This window comes from Nocardioides baculatus, assembly GCF_016735675.1.
GTDB lineage: Bacteria > Actinomycetota > Actinomycetes > Propionibacteriales > Nocardioidaceae > Nocardioides > Nocardioides baculatus.
Genome location: NZ_JAERSG010000002.1, coordinates 579,817 through 600,184 on the forward strand (window position 1 = coordinate 579,817; position 20,368 = coordinate 600,184).

General features: G+C 72.0%; 25 protein-coding genes. 18 read left to right on the plus strand and 7 right to left on the minus strand.

Annotated elements, in window-relative coordinates; genetic code table 11:
- The first annotated feature begins 30 nt into the window (after positions 1-30).
- The 5 genes from JI751_RS08555 to JI751_RS08575 all read left to right on the plus strand — a co-directional run bounded on the left by JI751_RS08555 (position 31) and on the right by JI751_RS08575 (position 2,465).
- On the plus strand, positions 31-597 hold the full coding sequence (locus tag JI751_RS08555; protein WP_201935480.1) for a hypothetical protein: 567 nt from the start codon (positions 31-33) through the stop codon (positions 595-597).
- Positions 598-679: 82 nt separating this feature from the next.
- Complete coding sequence (locus JI751_RS08560; RefSeq protein ID WP_307814021.1) at positions 680-964, plus strand: hypothetical protein; 285 nt, start codon at positions 680-682, stop codon at positions 962-964.
- A gap of 12 nt (positions 965-976) precedes the next feature.
- Positions 977-1,816: a PhzF family phenazine biosynthesis protein gene (locus JI751_RS08565; protein WP_307814023.1), complete on the plus strand. Its 840-nt coding sequence runs from the start codon at positions 977-979 to the stop codon at positions 1,814-1,816.
- A gap of 116 nt (positions 1,817-1,932) precedes the next feature.
- Complete coding sequence (locus JI751_RS08570; RefSeq protein WP_201935482.1) at positions 1,933-2,121, plus strand: hypothetical protein; 189 nt, start codon at positions 1,933-1,935, stop codon at positions 2,119-2,121.
- Positions 2,118-2,465, plus strand: a complete 348-nt coding sequence (locus JI751_RS08575; protein WP_201935483.1) for a hypothetical protein — start codon at positions 2,118-2,120, stop codon at positions 2,463-2,465. The genes JI751_RS08570 and JI751_RS08575 overlap by 4 nt, the downstream gene beginning before the upstream one ends.
- A gap of 71 nt (positions 2,466-2,536) precedes the next feature.
- On the opposite strand, the gene JI751_RS08580 is transcribed toward JI751_RS08575, so the two are convergent.
- The gene (locus JI751_RS08580; RefSeq protein WP_201935484.1) at positions 2,537-3,187 is read right to left on the minus strand and encodes an SDR family oxidoreductase; all 651 of its coding nucleotides are present in this window, start codon (positions 3,185-3,187) and stop codon (positions 2,537-2,539) included.
- An 18-nt stretch (positions 3,188-3,205) separates the two neighbouring features.
- Here JI751_RS08580 and JI751_RS08585 point away from each other — a divergent pair, with 18 nt between their 5' ends.
- The 4 genes from JI751_RS08585 to JI751_RS08600 all read left to right on the plus strand — a co-directional run bounded on the left by JI751_RS08585 (position 3,206) and on the right by JI751_RS08600 (position 5,945).
- Positions 3,206-4,021: an aminoglycoside phosphotransferase family protein gene (locus JI751_RS08585; RefSeq protein ID WP_201935485.1), complete on the plus strand. Its 816-nt coding sequence runs from the start codon at positions 3,206-3,208 to the stop codon at positions 4,019-4,021.
- Between the two features lie 62 nt (positions 4,022-4,083).
- Positions 4,084-4,647, plus strand: a complete 564-nt coding sequence (gene efp, locus JI751_RS08590; protein ID WP_201935487.1) for an elongation factor P — start codon at positions 4,084-4,086, stop codon at positions 4,645-4,647.
- Positions 4,648-4,656: 9 nt separating this feature from the next.
- Positions 4,657-5,067 (plus strand): transcription antitermination factor NusB, encoded by a 411-nt coding sequence (gene nusB, locus JI751_RS08595; protein WP_201935489.1) that lies wholly within the window; start codon positions 4,657-4,659, stop codon positions 5,065-5,067.
- Positions 5,068-5,132: 65 nt separating this feature from the next.
- Positions 5,133-5,945: a DUF1206 domain-containing protein gene (locus tag JI751_RS08600; RefSeq protein WP_201935491.1), complete on the plus strand. Its 813-nt coding sequence runs from the start codon at positions 5,133-5,135 to the stop codon at positions 5,943-5,945.
- A gap of 3 nt (positions 5,946-5,948) precedes the next feature.
- Here JI751_RS08600 and JI751_RS08605 read toward each other — a convergent pair whose 3' ends face one another.
- Positions 5,949-6,650, minus strand: coding sequence for a TetR/AcrR family transcriptional regulator (locus tag JI751_RS08605; RefSeq protein ID WP_201935493.1), 702 nt, complete (start codon positions 6,648-6,650; stop codon positions 5,949-5,951).
- A 55-nt stretch (positions 6,651-6,705) separates the two neighbouring features.
- Here JI751_RS08605 and JI751_RS08610 point away from each other — a divergent pair, with 55 nt between their 5' ends.
- Positions 6,706-7,530: a S1 family peptidase gene (locus tag JI751_RS08610; protein WP_201935494.1), complete on the plus strand. Its 825-nt coding sequence runs from the start codon at positions 6,706-6,708 to the stop codon at positions 7,528-7,530.
- On the opposite strand, the gene JI751_RS08615 is transcribed toward JI751_RS08610, so the two are convergent.
- From JI751_RS08615 to JI751_RS08625, 3 genes are all read right to left on the minus strand, one after another.
- A complete protein-coding gene (locus JI751_RS08615; protein ID WP_201935495.1) occupies positions 7,531-8,427 on the minus strand; it encodes a hypothetical protein in 897 nt (298 codons plus the stop codon). It abuts the gene before it with no gap.
- Complete coding sequence (locus JI751_RS08620) at positions 8,424-10,523, minus strand: hypothetical protein (RefSeq protein WP_201935496.1); 2,100 nt, start codon at positions 10,521-10,523, stop codon at positions 8,424-8,426. The genes JI751_RS08615 and JI751_RS08620 overlap by 4 nt, the downstream gene beginning before the upstream one ends.
- 140 nt (positions 10,524-10,663) lie before the next feature.
- On the minus strand, positions 10,664-12,202 hold the full coding sequence (locus JI751_RS08625; RefSeq protein WP_201935497.1) for an ATP-dependent DNA ligase: 1,539 nt from the start codon (positions 12,200-12,202) through the stop codon (positions 10,664-10,666).
- Between the two features lie 73 nt (positions 12,203-12,275).
- Between JI751_RS08625 and JI751_RS08630 the strand changes: the two genes are divergently transcribed.
- Positions 12,276-12,890: an FMN-binding negative transcriptional regulator gene (locus JI751_RS08630; RefSeq protein ID WP_307814024.1), complete on the plus strand. Its 615-nt coding sequence runs from the start codon at positions 12,276-12,278 to the stop codon at positions 12,888-12,890.
- Positions 12,887-13,501: a hypothetical protein gene (locus JI751_RS08635; RefSeq protein ID WP_201935498.1), complete on the plus strand. Its 615-nt coding sequence runs from the start codon at positions 12,887-12,889 to the stop codon at positions 13,499-13,501. Before JI751_RS08630 ends, JI751_RS08635 begins: the two co-directional genes overlap by 4 nt.
- On the opposite strand, the gene JI751_RS08640 is transcribed toward JI751_RS08635, so the two are convergent.
- Entirely contained in the window at positions 13,498-14,460 is a 963-nt protein-coding gene (locus JI751_RS08640; protein WP_201935500.1) for a class II glutamine amidotransferase, read from the minus strand. The genes JI751_RS08635 and JI751_RS08640 overlap by 4 nt on opposite strands.
- Before the next feature lie 76 nt (positions 14,461-14,536).
- Here JI751_RS08640 and JI751_RS08645 point away from each other — a divergent pair, with 76 nt between their 5' ends.
- From JI751_RS08645 to JI751_RS08665, 5 genes are all read left to right on the plus strand, one after another.
- The gene (locus JI751_RS08645) at positions 14,537-15,385 is read left to right on the plus strand and encodes an SCO6745 family protein (protein WP_201935502.1); all 849 of its coding nucleotides are present in this window, start codon (positions 14,537-14,539) and stop codon (positions 15,383-15,385) included.
- A complete protein-coding gene (locus tag JI751_RS08650; RefSeq protein ID WP_201935504.1) occupies positions 15,382-16,146 on the plus strand; it encodes a mycothiol-dependent nitroreductase Rv2466c family protein in 765 nt (254 codons plus the stop codon). The genes JI751_RS08645 and JI751_RS08650 overlap by 4 nt, the downstream gene beginning before the upstream one ends.
- Entirely contained in the window at positions 16,143-16,619 is a 477-nt protein-coding gene (locus tag JI751_RS08655) for an SRPBCC family protein (RefSeq protein ID WP_201935505.1), read from the plus strand. Before JI751_RS08650 ends, JI751_RS08655 begins: the two co-directional genes overlap by 4 nt.
- 22 nt (positions 16,620-16,641) lie before the next feature.
- Positions 16,642-17,400: a cyclase family protein gene (locus JI751_RS08660; RefSeq protein WP_201935506.1), complete on the plus strand. Its 759-nt coding sequence runs from the start codon at positions 16,642-16,644 to the stop codon at positions 17,398-17,400.
- Positions 17,401-17,477: 77 nt separating this feature from the next.
- The gene (locus JI751_RS08665) at positions 17,478-19,202 is read left to right on the plus strand and encodes a thiamine pyrophosphate-dependent enzyme (protein ID WP_201935507.1); all 1,725 of its coding nucleotides are present in this window, start codon (positions 17,478-17,480) and stop codon (positions 19,200-19,202) included.
- A gap of 82 nt (positions 19,203-19,284) precedes the next feature.
- On the opposite strand, the gene JI751_RS21775 is transcribed toward JI751_RS08665, so the two are convergent.
- Positions 19,285-19,824, minus strand: a complete 540-nt coding sequence (locus JI751_RS21775) for a TetR/AcrR family transcriptional regulator (protein ID WP_201935508.1) — start codon at positions 19,822-19,824, stop codon at positions 19,285-19,287.
- A 61-nt stretch (positions 19,825-19,885) separates the two neighbouring features.
- On the opposite strand from JI751_RS21775, the gene JI751_RS08675 reads away from it, so the two are divergent.
- A complete protein-coding gene (locus JI751_RS08675; RefSeq protein ID WP_201935509.1) occupies positions 19,886-20,296 on the plus strand; it encodes a hypothetical protein in 411 nt (136 codons plus the stop codon).
- Positions 20,297-20,368: the final 72 nt, after the last annotated feature.

Below are 20,368 nucleotides of genomic sequence, written 5' to 3' on the forward strand. Positions count from 1 at the left end.
TCCCGCTGGGGCCGGGTCCACACTCCAGGGATGCGGGTGCGCTACGTCCTGACGGCCCTGGTGGTCGCGCTGGTGACGGGTGTCGTCTGCGTCGGCGGCCTGTCCCGGCTCGCGATGTCGCTGCTGGCGAGCCGCAACCCTCAGGCCGCCGGGCGGACCAGCGACGACGGATTCGAGATGGGGGTGGTCACGCTCGACGGGTCGATGAACCTGGTGGTGCTCGGTCTCGCGGTCGGCGTGGTCGGGTGGCTGGTGTACCTCGTCGCGCGGCCGTTGCTGTTCGGTCCGACGTGGTTCCGCTGGTTCTGCCTCAGCATCCCGCCGGGCGTGGTCGTCGCGAGCATGGTCGTGCACCCCGATGGCGTGGACTTCACCCTTCTCGGCCCCCTCTGGCTCACGGTCGGCCTCTTCGTGCTGGTGCCCGCTGCCTACGGCCCGCTCGTGCACGGCGCGATGCTCCGGATCGGGGGTACGCCGCCGGGCGCGGGCCTCGCGGCCGGCGCACCCGCCGTGGCGTGGACCCTGCGCGCCTTCTTCGCCGCGCTGTCCGTCGTCGCGCTGGTGTCGCTCGCGGGGGACATCCGCGCCCTGGCCTGACCGCCCCTCGGGACGTCATACGGACGGGGCAACCGTTTGGCCCGTCCGTATGACGTCCTCGGTCCGTGCGACTCTTGTCCTCGTGGACGAGGCAGACCGGGTCGAGATCAGCGCGATGGCGATCAACGTCGCGATCCCCGAGGACCTGCGGTGGCGCGACACCCGCCGCGACGAGGAGTTCGAGCTCCAGTCGCTGACCATCCGGATGCTGCCGGACGGCTCGCTCGCGGCGAAGGCCTACGGACGACCGGTCGCCGGCGGTCGCGGGGCGTACGTCTCGTTCCCCGTGCCCGACCGCCCCGAGCTGACCGCGCTGGTCGCGGCGGCCGCCGACGAGGCCTCGCGCAGATGGGCCACCCACGTCTGATCTGATGGGCCGGTGCTGCCCTTCCGCCAGGTCGATGTCTTCAGCGCCGAGCCGTGGCTCGGCAACCCGCTCGCGGTCGTCCACGACGCCGACGGGCTGAGCGACGAGCAGATGCGGCGCTTCGCGCGCTGGACGAACCTCTCCGAGACCACGTTCCTCTGCACGCCCACCGACCCGGCCGCGGACTACCGGGTCCGGATCTGGACCACGGCGGGCGAGCTGCCCTTCGCCGGGCACCCCACGATCGGCAGCGCGCACGCGTGGCTGGAGGCCGGCGGCGTCCCGCACGGCGAGGTGATCATGCAGGAGTGCGGTGCCGGCCTGGTCGACGTACGCCGCTCCCCGCGGCTCGGCTTCACCGCTCCGCCGCTGGTGCGCTCGGGTGCCGTGGCGGACGACCTGCGGGCGCGGATCGTCACCGGGCTCGGCATCGACGACGCCGTGGTCGCCGACATGGCGTGGATCGACAACGGCCCCGGCTGGGTCGGGGTCGACCTGGGGTCCGCTCAGGCCGTGCTCGACGTGGTCCCCGACATCGCCGCCTTCACCGACCTCAAGGTGACCGTGCTGGGCCGCTGGGACGACGCCCGGGCGGCCGAGCTCGGCGCGGATGTCGAGGTGCGGGCCTTCTTCGCCGACGGCCGCGACTTCGCCGAGGACCCGGTGACGGGGTCGGCCAACGCCGGGCTGGCCCAGTGGCTGGTCGGGACCGGCGCGCTGCCGACGTCGTACACCTCCCGGCAGGGGAGCGTGATCGGTCGCGAGGGGCGGGTTCGGATCGAGGCCGACGGCGAGCGCGTGTGGGTGTCGGGCGACGCCGTCACCCGGATCGTCGGCGAGGTCGACCTCTAGCTGCTCGTCAGAGCGCGACGGCCCGATATCGGTAGGACTGCCGATGTGGCGGTCGCCCGTCCGGCAGCAGACTCGGGCCCAGGCCTCGCCCCCTGAGCGAGGCCGGGGAGGGAACCATGCGTACGGTGCTGAGCAGGAGCGCGCACGCGGACCAGCTGGAGGCCGAGGTCCGGGACGCGACGTGCTGCGTCGCCACCGACCGGTGCTGGTCGTGCGAGCTCACGCTGGTGGAGGTCCGCGCCATCCGGCGCGACGCGCTCCTGCACTCGATCGGGACGGTCCGGCCGCGGAGGGCCGCCCGATGATGGTCCGTGACGGAGCAGCGGGAGCCGGCAGTGGGGGCCGGGTCCCGCCGTCCGTGATCGGCATCAGCCGGAGCGAGCGTCGGGACGCGGACCGGGGTCGCGCCGCACTCGAGTTCGGGTCGGACGCCGCCGCGGCGCTCGATCTGCTCGACCTGCTCGAGCTCGCCTGGCACGACTCGCACGGTGACGTGACGCCGCCGGCCCACGTCGTCCAGGACGTGTGGGTGGTCGCCGAGGGGGATCTCGGTAGGCTGGCGTCCGCCTCGCGGCTCGCCGTCGTCGACTGGCGGGACCTGCGCCTGGCAGCGGACGAGGTGCGGTCCCGGCTCACGGAGCGTGCCTGACAGCGCGTCCCGGGGAAGCGCTGTTCAGGGACCGACCTGGTCTGCGGGGCGGGTCGGCTCCCGTGCCTCGGTCAGAGCGCGGCGAGCCACGCGTCGACGGGCACGTCGCCGTCGCCGAAGACGAGGGTCGTCCGCGACGCGCGCTCGTCCTCGAGCACCGCGGCCGCGACCTGTGCGACGAGCTCTCGCGACGTCTCGTCACCGTCGTTGAAGGTCGCGTCCGGGTTGACCGAGCCGGTGCTCGGCTCGAGGGTGAGCGTGCCGGGACCGAGGATCGTCCACCCGAGCCCGGTCGAGCGCAGGTGCTCGTCCGCGGCGATCTTCGCGTCCTGGTAGTGCCGGAACGGGTTGTCCTCGGGCACCAGGGCGTCCCTCGTGGCACCGGAGAACGACACCATCACGTAGCGCTCGACGCCCGCGGCAACGGCGGCGTCCATCGAGCGGATCGCCGCGTCGCGGTCGACGGCGTACGTCCGCTCGGGGCTGCCGCCGCCCGCGCCGGCGGACCACACGACGGCGTCGGTCCCCTCGAGCTGCGAGGTGAGGGACTCGAGGTCGGCGTCCTCCACCGAGGACACGAGCGCGGCGGCGCCGGTGGCCTCGACGTCGTCGACGTGGTCGGGGTTGCGAACGACGGACGTGACCTCGTGCCCGGCGTCGACGAGGAGCGGGGCCAGGAGGAGGGCGATCTTGCCGTGACCGCCGAAGATGGTGATGCGCATGTGTGCCACGGTAGCCGGGTGCAGACGTCGACCCACGCGCTGACCATCGGCGAGACCGAGGTGCGCAAGGAGTTCGTCGCCGACCACGAGGTCCAGGCCGAGCGCGAGTGGGCGATCCTCACGCTCCTGGCGGAGCACGCGCCCGGCCTCGCGCCCCGCCCGCTGCGCCGCGAGGACGGCGCGACGCCGGTGATCGTGATGGAGCGGATCCCGGGCGCACACCTCGAGCCGCGGCCGCTGACCCCCACCCAGACGGAGGCGCTCGGGACGTCGCTGCGCCGGCTGTACGACGTACCGGTCGAGGCCGCGCGCGACGCCGGCGTCGGCGAGCGGCGGTATCCCGCGGGCCGGCTCGCGAGCGAGATGGTCGGGTGGCTCGCGGACGACTACGACCTCGACGAGTGTCGGGACCCGGCCCTGGTGGCCGACGCGCTGGACGCCGCGCGGGCCTGGGTCGCCGCACCGCCGCTGCCCGAGCCGCGGCTGAGCGCGCTCGGCATCGCCGACCTCAACCCGGCCAACGTGATGTGGGACGGGCGGGTCGCCCGGCTCGTCGACTTCGAGGACGGTGGCCTCAGCGATCCGGCCTACGAGCTGGCGGACCACGTCGAGCACCTCGGCAGCCGCCTCCCGGGGGTGTACGACGTCCACGCACTGTCGGCCGCCGTTGGCCTCGACGACGAGGAGCACGGGCGGATGGAGGCCTACCGACCGCTCTTCGCGGTCTTCTGGCTCGCGATGCTGCTGCCGGGCAACGGGGCGTGGCGACGCAACCCGCCGGGCACGACCGAGGCGCACGCCGAGCATTTCATGAGCCTCGTGGGCGCCCACTAGACTGTCGCGTCGGCGCGAGCGCCGTGATTCCTTGAAAACTCGACGAAGGCGGACGGATACAGATGGCTAGCACCAACGACCTCAAGAACGGCATGGTCCTCCGGATCGAGGGGCAGCTCTGGGCCGTCGTCGAGTTCCAGCACGTCAAGCCCGGCAAGGGCCCGGCCTTCGTGCGCACCAAGCTCCGCAACGTCGAGTCGGGCAAGAACGTCGACAAGACCTTCAACGCCGGCACCAAGGTCGAGACGGCCAACGTCGACAAGCGGACCATGCAGTACCTCTACAACGACGGCTCGTCCTACGTCTTCATGGACACCAGCACCTACGAGCAGCTCGAGGTGGCTCCCGAGATCGTCGGTGACGCCAAGAACTTCATGCTGGAGAACCAGGAGGCGATCGTCGCCACCAACGACGGCCGTGTGCTCTTCATCGAGCTGCCCGCATCCGTCGAGCTGCTGATCTCCGAGACCGAGCCGGGCCTCCAGGGCGACCGCTCGACCGGCGGCACCAAGCCCGCCACGCTCGAGACCGGCCACACCATCGCCGTGCCGCTCTTCATCACGACCGGCGAGAAGGTCAAGGTCGACACCCGCGACTCGTCCTACCTCGGCCGCGTCAAGGCCTGAGCGCGCCACGTGGCTGCCCGTTCCAAGGCCCGCAAGCGCGCGCTGGACATCCTGTTCGCCTCCGAGCTCCGCTCCGAGGACCCCGTCGTGGCGCTCGACCGCGCCATCGAGGCCGGTGAGGGACCGACCAACGACTACACCGCCACGCTCGTGCGTGGCGTGGTCGAGCACCAGTCCCGCATCGACGAGGTGCTGACGACCTACAGCAAGAGCTGGACGCTCGCGCGGATGCCCGCGGTCGACCGCAACGTGCTCCGCATCGGCGTCTACGAGCTGCTGTGGGGCGACTCCGATGTGCCTCAGTCGGTCGCGGTCAGCGAGGCGCTGCACCTCGTGCAGGACCTCTCGACCGACGACTCGCCGGCCTTCGTCAACGGGTTGCTCGGCTCGGTGATGCGCGACCGCGCCACCCTGGTCTGACCCGCCACCCTCACATGGGTGACCGCACGTCGCCAGTGAACAGGTGTACGTCCTAGGTTGAGGCCATGAGCACCCCCGCCGACACCGCCGAGTCCGTCCACCAGAGCAAGTGGATGGACTACGCCATCAAGATCGGCCTGGTCACCTACGGCGTCGTCCACCTCCTCGTCGGCTGGCTGGCCCTCCAGCTCGCGTTCGGCGACAAGGAGGACCAGGCGTCCAGCTCCGGCGCCCTCCACTACCTCTCCCAGCAGCCGCTCGGCGGCTTCCTGATCTGGGTGATCGCGATCGGGATGCTGTTCCTGGTCGTCTGGCGGCTGCTGGAGTTCGCCTTCGGCTACCCGGAGGAGTCCGACGACAAGAAGCGCTGGCGCAAGCGGGCGACCTCGCTGGGCAAGGCCGTCATCTACGGCGTCATCTCCTACAGCGCGTTCAAGACCGCGACCGGCAACGGCGGGGGCAAGGGCGGCAGCGACTCGATGACGGCAAAGGTCATGAACTGGCCGGGCGGCCAGCTGCTGGTCGGCGCGGCCGCACTCGCGATCATCGGCTACGGGATCTCCCTCATCATCCGCGGCTGGACCGAGAAGTTCCGCGAGAACCTCGACGCCCAGGGGCAGTCGGGCCAGGACGGGTCGGCCTACGTCACCATCGGCAAGGTCGGCTACATCGCCAAGGGCGTCTCGATCGTCCTCGTCGGCGGCCTGTTCGGCTACGCCGCGATCACGCACGAGGCGAAGAAGTCCGGCGGCCTCGACCAGGCCCTCCAGAAGGTGCTCGAGTTCCCGTTCGGCCAGGTCATCCTCGCGGTGATCGCCGTCGGCATCGCCGCCTACGGCGTCTTCTGCTTCGCGCGGGCCAAGCACCTCTCGCGGTGAGTCCTACGCCGTGGTCGGCGCGCCCGCGGTCGCGGCGAGCGCCGTGGCGACCATGTGGTCGCGCACCTGCTCGGCCGTGACCCGGCTGATCCGGGGTACGCCGGGCGCCTCCTCGCTGACGAGCATGGCCACGCGCCCGAGCTGGAGCGTGCCCAGCCCGCTGGCGTAGAGCATGTTGGCCAGCAGCGCGGGGTCGTCGACGTGGAAGTCGCCGCTCGCCGCGCCGGACTCGATGGTGCGCGTCAGGACCGACAGGCAGCCGCCGATGGCCTGCCCGAGGCGGTACATCGCGCTCTCGCTGACCTCCTCCAGCAGGTCGCCGCCGGGCCTGCGCATGATCGACTGCGCGCAGTCGACGAAGGCCGGGTGCGCCAGGCCGTAGCCGACGAACGCCTCCACCAGCCGTACCAGCTGGGAGCGGGGCTCGACGGTCGTCGCGGCGGCGTCCTCGAGCGCGACCCGGAGCTCGTCGAGGTACTGCACCAGGGTGAGGCTGAACAGCTCCTCCTTGCCGGTGAAGTGCCGGTAGATGATCGCCCGGTTGATCCCGACCGCCCGGGCGATGTCCTCGATCTGGGCGTCGCGGACACCGCGCTCGTCGAAGAGCCGGCGGGTCGCGGAGATGATCTCGGCCTCGCGGAGCCGTCGACGGGCCGCGGCGCCACCGCTGCCCGCGGTCGTCCCCTGCGTCGGCTCCGTGCTCATGGCGGCCAGTCTAGGGAGGAGGACGCCTCCGCCGAGGTGTGGTTCCATGCGATGCATGGCTGCCCTCGGACTCCGTCGCCTCGTGCTGGTCCTCCTGGTCGTGCTGTTCGCGCCGCTCGCACCGGCCGGCGCAGCCGCCCCTGACAGCCGGTTCGCAGGTACCGCTCGACTGCCCGGTTGCTCCGGCGCCGTGGTCCGCTGGGCGTCCGCGCTCGACTCCGATCCGGCCGTGGTGATCACCAACGGCCACTGCGTCCGCCTCCCGTTCCTGGGCGGGCGCGAGACGTTGGTCGACGTCAAGCAGTACAAGTTGATCGAGCTGCTCGACGGTGCCGGCGGCGTCGCGGCGACCGTCCGCGGGACCCGGCTGGCGTACGCCACCATGTATCGCACCGATCTCGCCGTCTACGAGCTCCGCGAGACGTACGCCGACCTCGCGGCGGCCGGCGTCACCCCGCTCACCCTCGCCACCCGCGGGCCGGCACGGGGTGACAGGATCCGGATCCCGTCCGGCTACTGGGTCGAGCAGCGCTCCTGCACCACTACCGGGACGGCGTACCGGCTCCACGAGCGCGACTGGGACTGGCAGCGCTCGATCCGGCTCCCGGCCCTCGACGGCTGTCGGATCCGCGGCGGCTACTCCGGCTCGCCGATCGTGTCCCGCGAGACCGGTGAGGTCGTCGGGATCGCGAACACCGGCTACGTCGGCGGGCGACGCTGCATCGACTCCGCCTGCGAGGAGAACCAGCGCGGCGCCGTGCGGATGGTGCGCAACATGAACTACGGCCAGCAGACCTGGCTGCTGACCACGTGCATCGGCCCCGACCGGCGGTTCGACCTCTCGGTGGCCGGCTGCCGGCTGCCGGAGCCGCGAGGCTAGTCAGAGGTCCTTGCGCAGGTGCACGTCCTCGATCCCGGCCCCCGCGTCGAGGAACGTCCGGCGCGCGCCGGCGTCGTGGCCGTAGACCCTGAGGTGGACGTCGCGGACGCCGATCTCGTGCACGTGGCGGCGAAGGGCACCGAGGAACGACGGGGTCAGCCGCTGGCCTCGGTGCTCGGGGAAGAGGTCGATGGTGTTGCCGTGGAAGTCGAGCCCGCCGTCGACCTCGACGAGAGTCGCCCACGCGCGACCCACCGGGACGCCGTCGACGGTGCCCATCACCAGCAGCTCCATCGGGGGCGGCCTGTCGGCGAGCAGGCCCGCCAGCCGGTCATCGAGGTCGGCGAGCCCGGGAGTCGATGCGTCCGCGACGCCGGCACGGGCCATGCCGGCCCGCAGCTGCTCGCCCACGTCGGCGACGAAGCGGGCGCGTTCGTCGGAGTCCATCTCCCGGACCTCCACCCGACGGTCCTCCTGCAGCTCGGGGGCCGTGTCGGGATCGAGCCGCTTGCCGACGGTCGTCATCGTCGCGCGATAGCCGGCTCGTCCGAAGGCGGCGGCGAGATCGGGTGCGACCGCCGTGGTCAGCACGGTGGCGCCGCTGGCAATCACGTGGTCCTCGAGCGCCTTGATCGCCACCGTCCAGGCGTCGTCCGCGTCACGGGGGAGGGTCGTCTGCAGGACCCGGACGGCGCAGCGCGTGCCTCCCGCGGTGACCAGCTCGTCGGCGTACTCGAGGACGGCGCCGCCGACCTCCACGCCGTCCACCGTCACGGTGACGGCTTCCTGTCGGCGGTCACCGCTCGTCGCGGGGAACGGCGTGCCCGCCTCGGCCCGGGACGTGCGCCATGCCTGCAGCTGGGCCTCGGACATCGGGGCGACGCGTGCAGTGCTCACCTGAGGCGGAGCACCTTCGAGGTCGCGCCCGACACCGCGGTGGTCGCCTGCATCGTGGCGTAGTAGCGGGTGACGGTCCGGCCGTTGCGGTCGCGGATCTTCAGCTTCGCCTTGCCCGTCGGGCCGAGGGTGACGACCTTGACGCGGTGGAACTTCCCACCCGGCGCCTTCGCCATGATCATCACGCGGGCCCCCGCGGCCGCGGGCAGACCCGTGACCTTGAGCTTGTCCTTGCCACGTCGGGCGCTCGAGCCGGTGAGGGTGAGCTTTCCCTTCGCCTGGGTCGGCGTGGTGGTCGGGGTGGTCGGCGTGGTGGTCGGGGTCGGCGGGGCGGTCACCGGCGCCGGGGGACCAGCGGTGAAGTCGGCCGTGGACTCGCGGGAGTCGCCGAGAGCATCGGCTCGCAGCCGGCCACCCAGCTCCGCGGGGTTGCCGGTGTCGACCAGGTCGTCCACCGTGACCGAGAAGGCACCGTCGGCGCCGGTCGTGGTCGCACCGGTGAGCACCCGACCTCCGCCGAGCAGCATGGCCGCGTCCGCCTCGGTGCCCGGTGCCTGCTCGGTGCCGCGTGTGTAGGCGAGGTCGATCGTGCGGCCGGGCAGCGGCTGGCCCTCGACGGTGAGGCTGCCGGCGTAGGCGATGTCCGCTCCCGACGTCGCGGTGCCGCTGGGCGGGGTCAGGCCGAGGACGGCGTCGCCGGCGACGAACGTCACCGGCTCCTCGTCGTAGGTCCCCAGCTGGGCGGGCCCTGTGAAGGTCAGGGTGTACTCGCCGTCGGGACCGCTCGGGTCGAACGGCACGACCAGCCTGCCGTCGGCGTCGGTGATGGCGGTCGTGCGGGTCGCGGGAGCCGCGTCGCTCGGGCGCAGCTCGTACGACACCTCCTGCTCGCTCGCGAACGGCTCCCCGTAGCGGTCGACGATCTGCAGCGCGACGTCGCCCGTCGCGTACTCGCGGTCGTCGAAGACGTCGCCGTCGGCCAGGACGGCAGCGGTGCCGCCGAGCTGGGGGCTGTAGGCGAGCGTCTCGACCGGCCCCGTCACCTCGTCCACTCCGTCCTCGAAGGCGTCGACATCGGTGGTGTTGACGTAGTAGCTCTCCGACGAGCTGTTGGGCTGGGTCGCGACGGCCTGGCCCCACGTGTCCGTGTAGCCCACGAGCGCCTCGTCCGACGCGCGTCGCACCTCGGCGCCGATCACGGGGGACTGATCCTGGTCCCGCACCTCGATGGTGACCAGGCTGTCGCGGGGACGGGTCTCGGGCGAGTAGGCAACGATGCCGCTGATGGTCTGCGCGCGCAGCTCCACAGGGAGAACGTCGTCGGTGTCCCGCTCGGCGCGGACCGCCAACGTCTCGCCGTCGTCCGCGTCGAAGGCGGAGATGTCGAGGATCGCGTTGAAGCGGCCGCCGCCGACGGTGACGGGTGACCCGGGCGTCGTCTTGAACGTGTCGGGCTCGACCGCCGCGTCGGTGCTCCCCTGGAAGGCGCCGGCCCGGGCGTTCCACGCCGTCAGCTCGACGGTGCCGCTGGTCGCCGAGGTGGTGCCGATGACGCGCGTGAGGGAGCCGGTGCGCGACGAGCTGGCGTAGGGCTGGTCGAAGTACCTGCCGACGCCGTTGTCGGCGTCCCTGTCGAGCATGACCGACTGGACGGGTGACGCGTCACCGCTGAGGGCGACACTGCGGGGGGTGGAGTACGTCGTGGTGGTCGCCGTCGTCGCGACGGCGCGCAGCGCGATCGTCGTGCCCACGAGCTCCGGGGTGGGCGTCCACTCCGCGGCGAAGTAGGGCTGCCGCAGGACACTGCCAGTAGGCGTGATCGACATCCACCCCGCCGCGTCGTTGCCGGCGGAGGGGTCGGTGTTGAACTCGAAGCCGACGTCGGCGTCCTGGGTGAGCCGCTCGGCGGTGAGGGTCACGGTTGATCCCTCGGGGGCGTCGTCGTCGCGCTTGACCGATGCGATGCCGTCCTGCTGTGTCAGCAGTCGCACGCCGACGTCGGCGGCGTGGGCCGGAGCCGCCCACGTCAGTCCGGATACCAGAAGAGCGCTGACGGCACTGAGCGCCAGTCCGTGTCCGAGCGTGCTGCGGTGCATCGACTACCCCCGTGTGACGGGTCCGATCCCCACCGGCCGGACCACCGCGACCGACCCTAGGTGCGTGACTCCAGATGCGCGGGGTGAACCTGCGAAGCGGAACCGCTGCTGGTCCGAAAATCAGCCCAAAGGGTGAGGGCTCAGCCCGCGACGTGGCTGCGCACCGTCTCGATCGTGTCGGCCTCGGCGGCCATCTTGTCGTCGCGGTATCGCACCACACGAGCGAAGCGGAGGGCGAGCCCGCCGGGGTAGCGGGTGGAGCGCTGGAGGCCGTCGAAGGCGATCTCGACGACCTGCTCGGGCCGGACGTGGACGACGTAGGAGCTGCGGTCGACCGGCGAGGTGGCGAGCTCGGTGAAGCGCTCGGTCTGCCAGGCGAGCATCTCGTCGGTCATCCCCTTGAAGGTCTTGCCGAGCATGACGAACCCGGTCTCCGACGACTCGTCGCGGGCGCCGAGGTGGATGTTGGAGAGCCAGCCCTCGCGCCGGCCCGAGCCCCACTCGACGGCGAGCACGACGAGGTCGAGCGTGTGGACCGGCTTGACCTTCACCCACGCCGAGCCCCGGCGGCCGGCGGCGTAGGGCGCCGACAGGTCCTTGAGGACGACTCCTTCGTGACCCGCGGCGACGGTCTCGGACGCGAACGCGTCGGCGGCAGCGGCGTCCGACGTGACGAGGCGGCGGACGCGGTGCTGCTCGGGCACGAGGGCGTCGAGCGCGGCCAGGCGCTCGTGGCCGGGGGAGTCGAGGAGGTCGCGGCCGTCGACGTGGAGCAGGTCGAAGAAGTGGGGCGTGACGGCGACCTGCCCATCTCTGGCGGAGTCCTGTGCCGTGCGGCTCGCGGTGTCCTGGAACGCCATCGGACGGCCGTCCTCGGTGAGCGCGAGTGCCTCGCCGTCGAGCACGAACCGCTCGGCGGGCAGCGAGCGCGCGACCTCGACGACCTCCGGCAGCCGGCCCGTGATGTCGTCGAGGCTGCGGGTCACGACGAGCACGTCGTCGCCGTCGCGGTGCACCTGGATGCGGATGCCGTCGAGCTTGGCGTCGATCGCGACCTCGGTGTCGCCGTCAGGGGAGAGGCCCGCCATCGCCGCGGCGACGTCGGGCGCGCTGGAGGCCAGCATCGGCATGATCGGCCGGCCGACCTCGAGCCCGATCGCGGCGAGCGCCTCCTCGCCCTCGAACGCGGCCCCGGCCGCCGCGACCGTCGAGCCGGCCAGCATCGCGGCACGGCGTACGGCGGCCAGCGGAACCTCGGCCACCTGGGCGACCGCCTCCTGGGTCACGGCGTCGAGCGCGCCCTGGCGGAGGTTGCCCGTGACGACCGCGCGCAGCCACGACTGCTCCGCCGCGGTGGCCCGTCCGAACAGGTCGGTGACCGCCGCCTTGCGCGCGAGCTGCGAGCCCGAGCCGGACAGCTGCGACATGGCCTCGAAGGCCTCGTGGACCTCGAGCACACCGAGCGACGGCGCGTCCGCCGGGTCGGGCAGGTCGGAGACACCACGCCAGCCCAGGCCCGTACGCCGTTGCCGCAGCGCGCCGCCGAGGTAGGACACGACGACCTCGAGCTCGGCGGGCTCGACGCGACCGAGCAGCTGCGCGAGCAGGACGACCTTGGCCTTGCGGGACCTGGTGGCCGCGACCTCCTCGGAGGTGGCGACGAGCTCGGCGAGCAGCATGCGTCCATCCTGCCGCCCGCCACCGACAGCGGCGCCACCTGAAGGTGCCTGATCACTGCGGCAGGATGGCCTCGTGCCCGACGCCTCCCTCTACACGCCGCGCTTCAACGTGATGGACGCCGACGACGTACGCCCGTTCGTCCACGCGATCGCCACCGCCCAGCTGGTGACGGTGGGGGAGGACGGCGTGCCCGATGCGACCTTCCTGCCCGTGCTGTGGGAGGGCGACCGGTTGGTCGGCCACCTCGCCCGCGCGAACGGGCACTGGCGGCGGATCGTCGACGGCTCGCCGGCGCTGGCGATCGTGACGGGACCGGACACGTACGTGTCGCCGAGCTGGTACGCCACCAAGGCCGAGCACGGCAAGGTCGTGCCGACGTGGAACTACTCCGTCGTGCACCTGCGCGGGTCGGTGGACGTGCACGACGACCCCGCGTGGGTGCGGGCGCTCGTCACGCGTCTGACGGACCGCCACGAGTCCGCGCGGGCCGAACCGTGGGCGGTCTCGGACGCGCCGCCGGACTACATCGACAAGAACGTCCGACCCATCGTCGGCGTCGAGCTCGTCGTGTCGTCGGTGGAGGCGAAGGCCAAGCTCAGCCAGAACCGCTCCGACGAGGACCGAGCAGGCGTGGCCCACGGGCTGTCCGCGGACGGACGGGACCCGTCGCGCCTGGTGACGGAGTGAGGCCGGGCCGCATCCGCGAGCGCTTCAGCGGCCGGATCGCCGGCGTCGGCAGCACGTCCGGGATCCGCGTCGTCGTCGGCCGGTGGGACGACGGACCGTGGGGGCCGTTCGCCGACGTGATGCTCGAGGACGCCTCGGGCCACCGCGTCCTGCTCGCCCCGTCGGAGCAGGTGCGTGACTTCGTCGCCGCGACCTACTCGTTCGACGAGGAGGTCATCGAGCCGGTGTCGGTGGTGGACACCGCCGACGGCTGGCAGGTCACCACGCCTTCGTTGTCCCTGCGCCTCGTGGTCGGAGGCCGTACGCCGCTCGGCTTCGCCCTCGGCCTCGTGCCGTCCCGCATCGCGACCGCGCCCGCCTGGTGCGCCCTGGTCGACCCGGTCGCGCGCGTGGTGATGCGCGGCGTACGCACGCGCGGGAGCGCCGGCGACGACCGGCGGGAGTGGTACGGCGCGACCTCGGTGGTGTCGGTCACCGGCATCTCGGGGGAGTGGCGAGGGACGGCGCTGGGTCAGCTCGCTCCGGTCGACCCGCCCTGCCGGTTCGGCTTCTCCTCGACACCCGCGCGGCCTTCGGTGACGAGCGTGGTGACCACGGTCGAGCGCACCTAGACCTCCAGACGCCTCACGGTGCGGTGGACGTGGTCGCCCGACCTCTCCAGGAACACGATCTCGCCGAACTCGAGGTGGGACCAGCCGTCCTCGTCCTCGGTCAGGGCCTCCGAGGCGAAGATGGCAGCGGTCGCCTCATCCTCGCTGCACTCCTCGAAGGCGTAGGACGTCTCGTCCTCCTCGAAGTTGCGCCCCAGGATCACGTACATCGGCTCCAGGACCATCGACAGGGCGTAGTCGTCGGTGCCCGGGCCGGACTCGCGCAGCTTCCTCCAGTCGCCGGTCGGGTCCGTCTCACCGTGGTGGCCGAGCCCGACGTTGATCCCGACGATCCGGCCCGGCGGCACCAGGGCCATCTTCAGCTTGGTCAGCGCCTGCAGGCCCAGGTCCTGCATCGCCTTCGCGATGAGTCGCACCATCTCCTCGACTGCGCGCTGCACGTCCTCGTCGCGGTCGCCCTCGAGCAGCGAGAGCAGGAGCACGTAGAGGAACTCCGTGTCCGTGGTCCCGCGCATCTGCGTGAGGTACCGGTCCTCGCAGTGCTGCAGGAGCTCCCTCTGGAGGAGCATCCAGCTCGGCAGGTTGCCGTTCTGGGCCAGGACCCACGTCGTCTCGGCGTAGGAGAACGGGTGGCAGTTCTCGTCGGCGAGCACGACGGCGGAGTCGTACGCCGCCGCCCGCACGTGGCCGAGGACCGTGCTCGCCTGGAGGCTCGGGATGATCCGACCTGCGTTGTCGTCGTAGAACGCAGCCATGGGCCGGCGGTAGAGGAAGGGGTCATCCGGCTTGAGCAGGTGCTCGCTCCAGGCGGCGAAACCCCATCCCGCCAGGTGGAGATCCGGGTAGTGCTCGGGGTCGAGGGCCTGGTTGATGAGGCTGTTCGACGGAGTGAGGAGCAGGCCCTCGAGGGGCGTCTCCGGCCCGATGTAGGCGAGCACGCGGCACCTGGTTTCCTCCACGGTTGGGTGTGTGGCGGCGAGCGACCACGGCCCGCCACCCTAGGGGCCTGCTCGGTCGGCACGGTAGGAAGGAGGCATGGATCCTCGCCTCGCCGGACGCACCGCCCGCCTGCTGGAGCCCCTGCACGCCCTGGGCTACTTCGCACCCGAGGTCGAGGCGGAGGTGATCGGTGCCGGCGTCCGCAAGGGGCGCGCCACCTACTTCGCCTCGCGCGCGGCGGCCATGGGTCGCGTCGGCGCCGGGCCCGTGGCGGCGACGTTCTACGTCTTCAACCCCTCGCTGGTCGCGCACTTCATCCCGGCGGCCTGGGAGTCGGCCGCGCCGGAGGACGTGGTCGCGGCCCGCTACCGCGGGGTGTCGGCCGCGTGGACCCGCCTCCTCGGCGAGGAGGCGCTGGCCTCCGACGAGGTCGCGGAGGCCGCCGACCTCGCCCGCACCGCCACCGACGGGTGCACCGTCCCCGGTCGTCCGCTCTACGCGGCCCATGCCGACCTGCCCTGGCCGGACGAGCCGCACATGGTCCTCTTCCACGCGCTCACCCTGCTCCGCGAGCACCGCGGGGACGGCCACGTCGCCGCGCTGATCGGCGCCGACCTCAGCGGCATCGAGGCCTTGGTCACGCACACCGCGACCGGCAAGGGCTTCACCCAGCCCGCCGCCCAGGCGACCCGTGCTTGGTCCGACGAGGAGTGGTCGGCGGCCGTGGCGGGACTCGAGGCGCGCGGCCTGATGACGCCGACCGGACAGCTCACCGAGGACGGAGTCGCGCTCAGGAAGGCGGTCGAGCGACGGACGGAGGAGAGCGCGTACGCGCCGTGGGACCACCTCGGGGAGGCCGGTACGCACCGGCTCACCGACCTCTGCCGGCCGCTGGTCACCACCGCGCTGACCAACGGCGCCTTCCCGGCCGGGGTGTTCGCATGAGCACCGGCAGCGACTCGACCGACGTCCGCTTCTACTTCGACCCGGTCTGCCCGTTCTGCTGGCTGACCAGCAAGTGGATCCGGATGGTGCAGGCCGAACGCGGCCTGACCGTGGACTGGCGCTTCATCTCGCTGCGCCTGATCAACGAGCACATCGACTACGACGCGCACTTCCCGCCGGAGTACGAGGCCGGGCACACCGCCGGCCTGCGCCTGCTGCGCGTCGTCGCACGGGCCCGCGAGGAGCACGGCGCCGGAGCGGTCGACTCCCTGCAGGCGGCCCTCGGCGCGCACATCTTCGACTCACCTCCCGCCGACCCCGGCGGCTCGGGCGATGAGGAGGCCAACCGCGAGCAGCGCGGCACCCGGGCGTACGTCGAGCCGATCCTGCGTGAGGCGGGCCTGCCGACCGAGCTCGCCGACGCCCTCGACGACCCGTCGTGGGACGACGCGATCCGTGCGGACGGTGACGAGGCGCTCGCGCTGACCGGCAAGGACGTGGGCACGCCGATCATCCACTTCGAACCGCCGGACGGGGTGGCCTTCTTCGGTCCCGTGATCAGCCGGCTGCCGGACCCGGACCGGGCGGTCGAGCTCTGGGACCACGTGGTCGGCCTGGCCCGGTTCCCGGGCTTCGCGGAGCTGAAGCGCAGCCTGCGCGAGCGTCCGCAGCTGATCGGTTTCGGCGTGGACCCCGACAGCATCGGGCAGCAGGAGGACTGGCACGGCGGCAGCCGACGACAGAGGAGTGAGCGCGGATGACGGAGCCTGAGGCACGGACCCACCAGGACTCGGTGGTCGTCGCGGCCACGCCCGAGGAGGTCTACGACCTCGTCAGCGACATCGCCCGCACCGGCGAGTGGAGCCCAGTGTGCACCGCCTGCTGGTGGGAGGACGACGCCGAGGCCGGCCGGGTCGGCGCATGGTTCGTCGGTCGCAACGAGCTCCCCGACCGCACCTGGGAGACCCGGTCGCAGGTCGTGGCAGCTGACCGCGGACGTGAGTTCGCCTGGCTCGTCGGCGGCGCGTTCGTCCGGTGGGCCTTCGTCATGGAGCCGACCGACGCGGGCACCCGACTCACCGAGACGTGGGAGTTCACTCCCGACGGGCTGGCGATGTTCGCGGAGAAGTACGGCGACCGCGCACGTGCCGAGATCGAGGAGCGCACCCGGCTGGCGTACGACGGCATCCCCCGCACGCTCGCCGCCATCAAGCAGATCGCCGAGTCCGCCTGAGCCGCCGGGCTAGCCTGCACGGATGGCCGACACCCTCACCGACGTCCTCGCCCGCCTCCGCTCGTGCGAGTGGATCGACCTGACCCACGCGTTCGGGCCGGGGATCCCGCACTACCACGCGTTCCCGGACGAGGAGCGCGAGACGTTGTTCCACTTCGACGAGGGGGTCGGCGCGACGGGCACGGGGTTCCTCGCGCACCGCTTCACGCACATCGGCCAGTGGGGCACGCACGTCGACCCGCCAGCGCACTTCGCCCGCGGAGGTCGCTTCCTCGACGAGCTGCCGGTGACCGACATGATCCTGCCGCTGGTCGTGGTCGACGTACGCCCCCAGGCGGCTGCTGACGTCGACCACATCGTCTCGGTCGACGACATCCGGGCGCACGAGGCCGAGCACGGCGAGATCCCTGAGGGCGCGTTCGTCGCGCTGCTCACCGGGTGGGCCGACCGCTGGCCCGACGGCGACGCGATGGCCAACCGCGACGCCGACGGCCTGGCCCACTACCCGGGCTGGGGCGTCGACGCCCTGACGTTCCTCGTGGAGGAGCGCCACGTCTCTGCAGTCGGCCACGACACCACCGACACCGACCCCGGCGCAGTCGTCGGGGCTGGCTCGGCGCCGGCCGAGACCTACATCCTCGGCGCGGACAAGTGGCAGATCGAGATGCTGGCCGGGCTCGACCGGGTGCCGGCCACCGGCGCCCTCGTGGTCGCGACCTGGCCCAAGCCGCAGGAGGGGTCCGGCTTCCCGGCACGGGTCTTCGCGATCGTCGACCGTTGAGGTCCGCCCCGTCGGACCACCCAACGGACCACCCTCGGGGTGGTATCGGGTGACTGCCGGGGTGGCACCGTGGGGTCATGACCACTGTCGCTGAGCTGTTGATCGAGTCCCTCGCCGACCACGGAGTCCGGCAGGTCTGGGGCGTGGTGGGGGATGCGCTCAACCCCGTCACCGACGCGATCCGTCGCGAGGACCGGGTCGAGTGGATGGCGGTGCGGCACGAAGAGGCCGCGGCGTTCGCTGCCTCGGCGCAGTCACAGCTGACCGACGACCTGGCCGTGTGCATGGGCACCGTCGGTCCGGGCGCCATCCACCTCATCAACGGTCTCTACGACGCGAAGAAGTCGAAGACCCCCGTCCTCGCGATCTGCGGGCAGGTGCCGCGCGAGGAGATGGGCTCGGACTTCTTCCAGGAGGTCGACAACGACGTGCTCTTCGCCGACGTCTCGGTCTTCTGCGAGACCATCACCAGCATCGACCAGGTGCCCCGGATCATCGAGCAGGCGGTCAACGCGGCGCTCTCCGAGCGTGGCGTCGCCGTGCTGAGCCTTCCCGGCGACGTGGGCGGTCTCGACCTGCCGAAGAACACCGCCGTCCCGCGGTTCCTGCCCGCCCAGCCGGTGCTGGGTCCCGACCCCGACGCCGTACGCGCTGCCGCCGATGCCATCAACGCTGCCGGGTCGGTGACGTTCCTCGTCGGGCAGGGTGCCCGCCACGCCCGCGACGAGGTGTTCCGGGCCGCTGAGCTGCTGTCGGCGCCGATGGTGCTCTCCCTCAAGGCCAAGGAGGGCTTCGACGACGACAACCCCTACGAGATCGGCCAGTCCGGTCTCATCGGCAACCCGGCCACCGCGAAGGCCTTCGAGGCGTGCGATGCGCTGGTGCTCATCGGCACCGACTTCCCCTACCCGGAGTTCCTCCCCACCGGCAAGACCGTCGTCCAGCTCGACCTCCGTGGTGCCCACATCGGACGGCGTACGCCGGTCGACCACGCGGTCGTGGGCGACTCGCGCCTGTCGCTGGCCGCGCTGCTGCCGTTGCTGCAGGAGAAGTCCGACCGGGGCCACCTCGACGAGGCGCGCAAGCTCTACGAGCGGTGGGTGAGCGGGCAGCAGCACTTCACCGACGCCGACTACGACCACAAGAAGGTCGGGTTGCTGCGACGCAAGGTGGACAACCCCGACGGGTTGATCCGGCCCGAGCTGCTGGCGGCGGCCATCGAGCGGCACGCGGACGACGACGCCGTCTTCACCACCGACACCGGCATGTCCACGGTGTGGTTGAGCCGCTTCATCCGGATGAACGGGAAGCGGCGGCTGCTGGGTTCCTACAACCTGGGCTCGATGGCCAACGCGATGCCGATGGCTCTCGGTGCGCAGGCACTCGAGCGCGACCGCCAGGTGATCGCGCTGTGCGGTGACGGTGGGATCTCCATGCTCCTGGGGGACCTGATCACGGCCGTGAGCGAGGAGCTGCCGGTCAAGCTGGTCGTCTTCGACAACGGCCGGCTCGGGATGGTGAAGCTCGAGATGGAGCAGGTGGGGCTGCCCGAGTTCGGCACCGTCCTGCACAACCCCGACTTCGCCAAGGTGGCCGAGGCCATCGGGATGCGGGGGATCAGGGTGACCGACCCGCACGACGTGGATGGTGCCGTCGCAGACGCGCTGGCCCATCCCGGCCCCGTGCTGCTCGACGTCCTGACCAACCCCGACGAGATCGCGCTTCCGCCGAAGCCGACCCTGGCGCAGGGCTGGGGGTTCGCGATCGCCAAGACGAAGGAGTTCGCCGTGTCCCCCGAGTAGGAGCGTTCGCCGAGCCCGGCGCAGTCGCCTCCGGGCACAACGTCCTCGAGCCCGGCCGTACGCCCGGACCGGTGAGCGTGGGTCAGGACAGGCAGGCCCTCACCGCGCGCTCGATGACGGGACGGACCTCCGCGTCGGGCTCCACGGTCAGCCGGTGGAAGATCAGTCCGTTCCCGCACGCCAGCAGGGTGCGAGCCGCCTGGGTCGGCTGTGGGGCGCCGACGTCAGCGAGGAGACCGGCCGCCCACGCGACGAAGGCGGCGCGTTGCGCCTGCAGCGGCGCGCGGAGCTGGGGGCTGTGGGCCACCTCGAGGGAGAGCGCGAGCCGGACGCGGGTCCGTGCGGCGTCGGGCCCCGAGGCGCGCTCGACCATCGCCGTGAGGAGATCGACCAGGTCGGCTGCCGTGACGACGTCGCCGGCGGGCGCCATGGCCCGCTCCTCGTCCGCGAGGTGCGCGACGACGCCCTCGACCAGCGCGGACCTGGTGCGGAACCAGTTCGAGGTCGACCCCATGGGCAGGCCGGCGCGCGCGTCGACGCGCGCATGCGTCAGGGCACGGATCCCGTGGTCACCCACCTCCTCGACGGCGGCGCGGAGGGCACGGTCCTTGGTGGTCGGCACGCAGCGAACGTAGCACTACGAACGTAGTGACACGGCACTACGTTCGTAGTAGCTTGGCAGGATGGCGTTCGTCCTCCTCGCGTTCGTGATCCAGGCGTTGATGGGGGCCTCGCTGCTCGCGACGTGGTGGCGCCGCGGCCGCGGGGACGCGCCCACGGTCACCGTCCACTGGGTGGCGGCGCTGCTGGGGCTGGTTCTCTGGATCGCCTTCGTGGCGACCGACAGCCTCGTCGCCGCGTGGGGATCCTTCGCGGCCATCACCGTGGGCAACACGTACGGCGACAGGATGCTGCTGGCGCGGGTGCACCACCAGACCGGGACCACGTCGAAGCGGCGCAACTACCCCGTCGTCGTCGCCTCCATCTTCCGCGGTCGGATGCCCTGGCGCGTGGCCTTCCACGCGCTGTTCGCGGGAGTCGTCTACTTCGGTTGCCTCGGCGTGTGCGTCGCGTCGACGGTCAGAGCGAGCTGACGGGGACGGGAGGCGCGCACGACTCGTTGGTGCGACGGCACTGTCGGTGGGTCCGGCTAGGTTGGGAGAAAG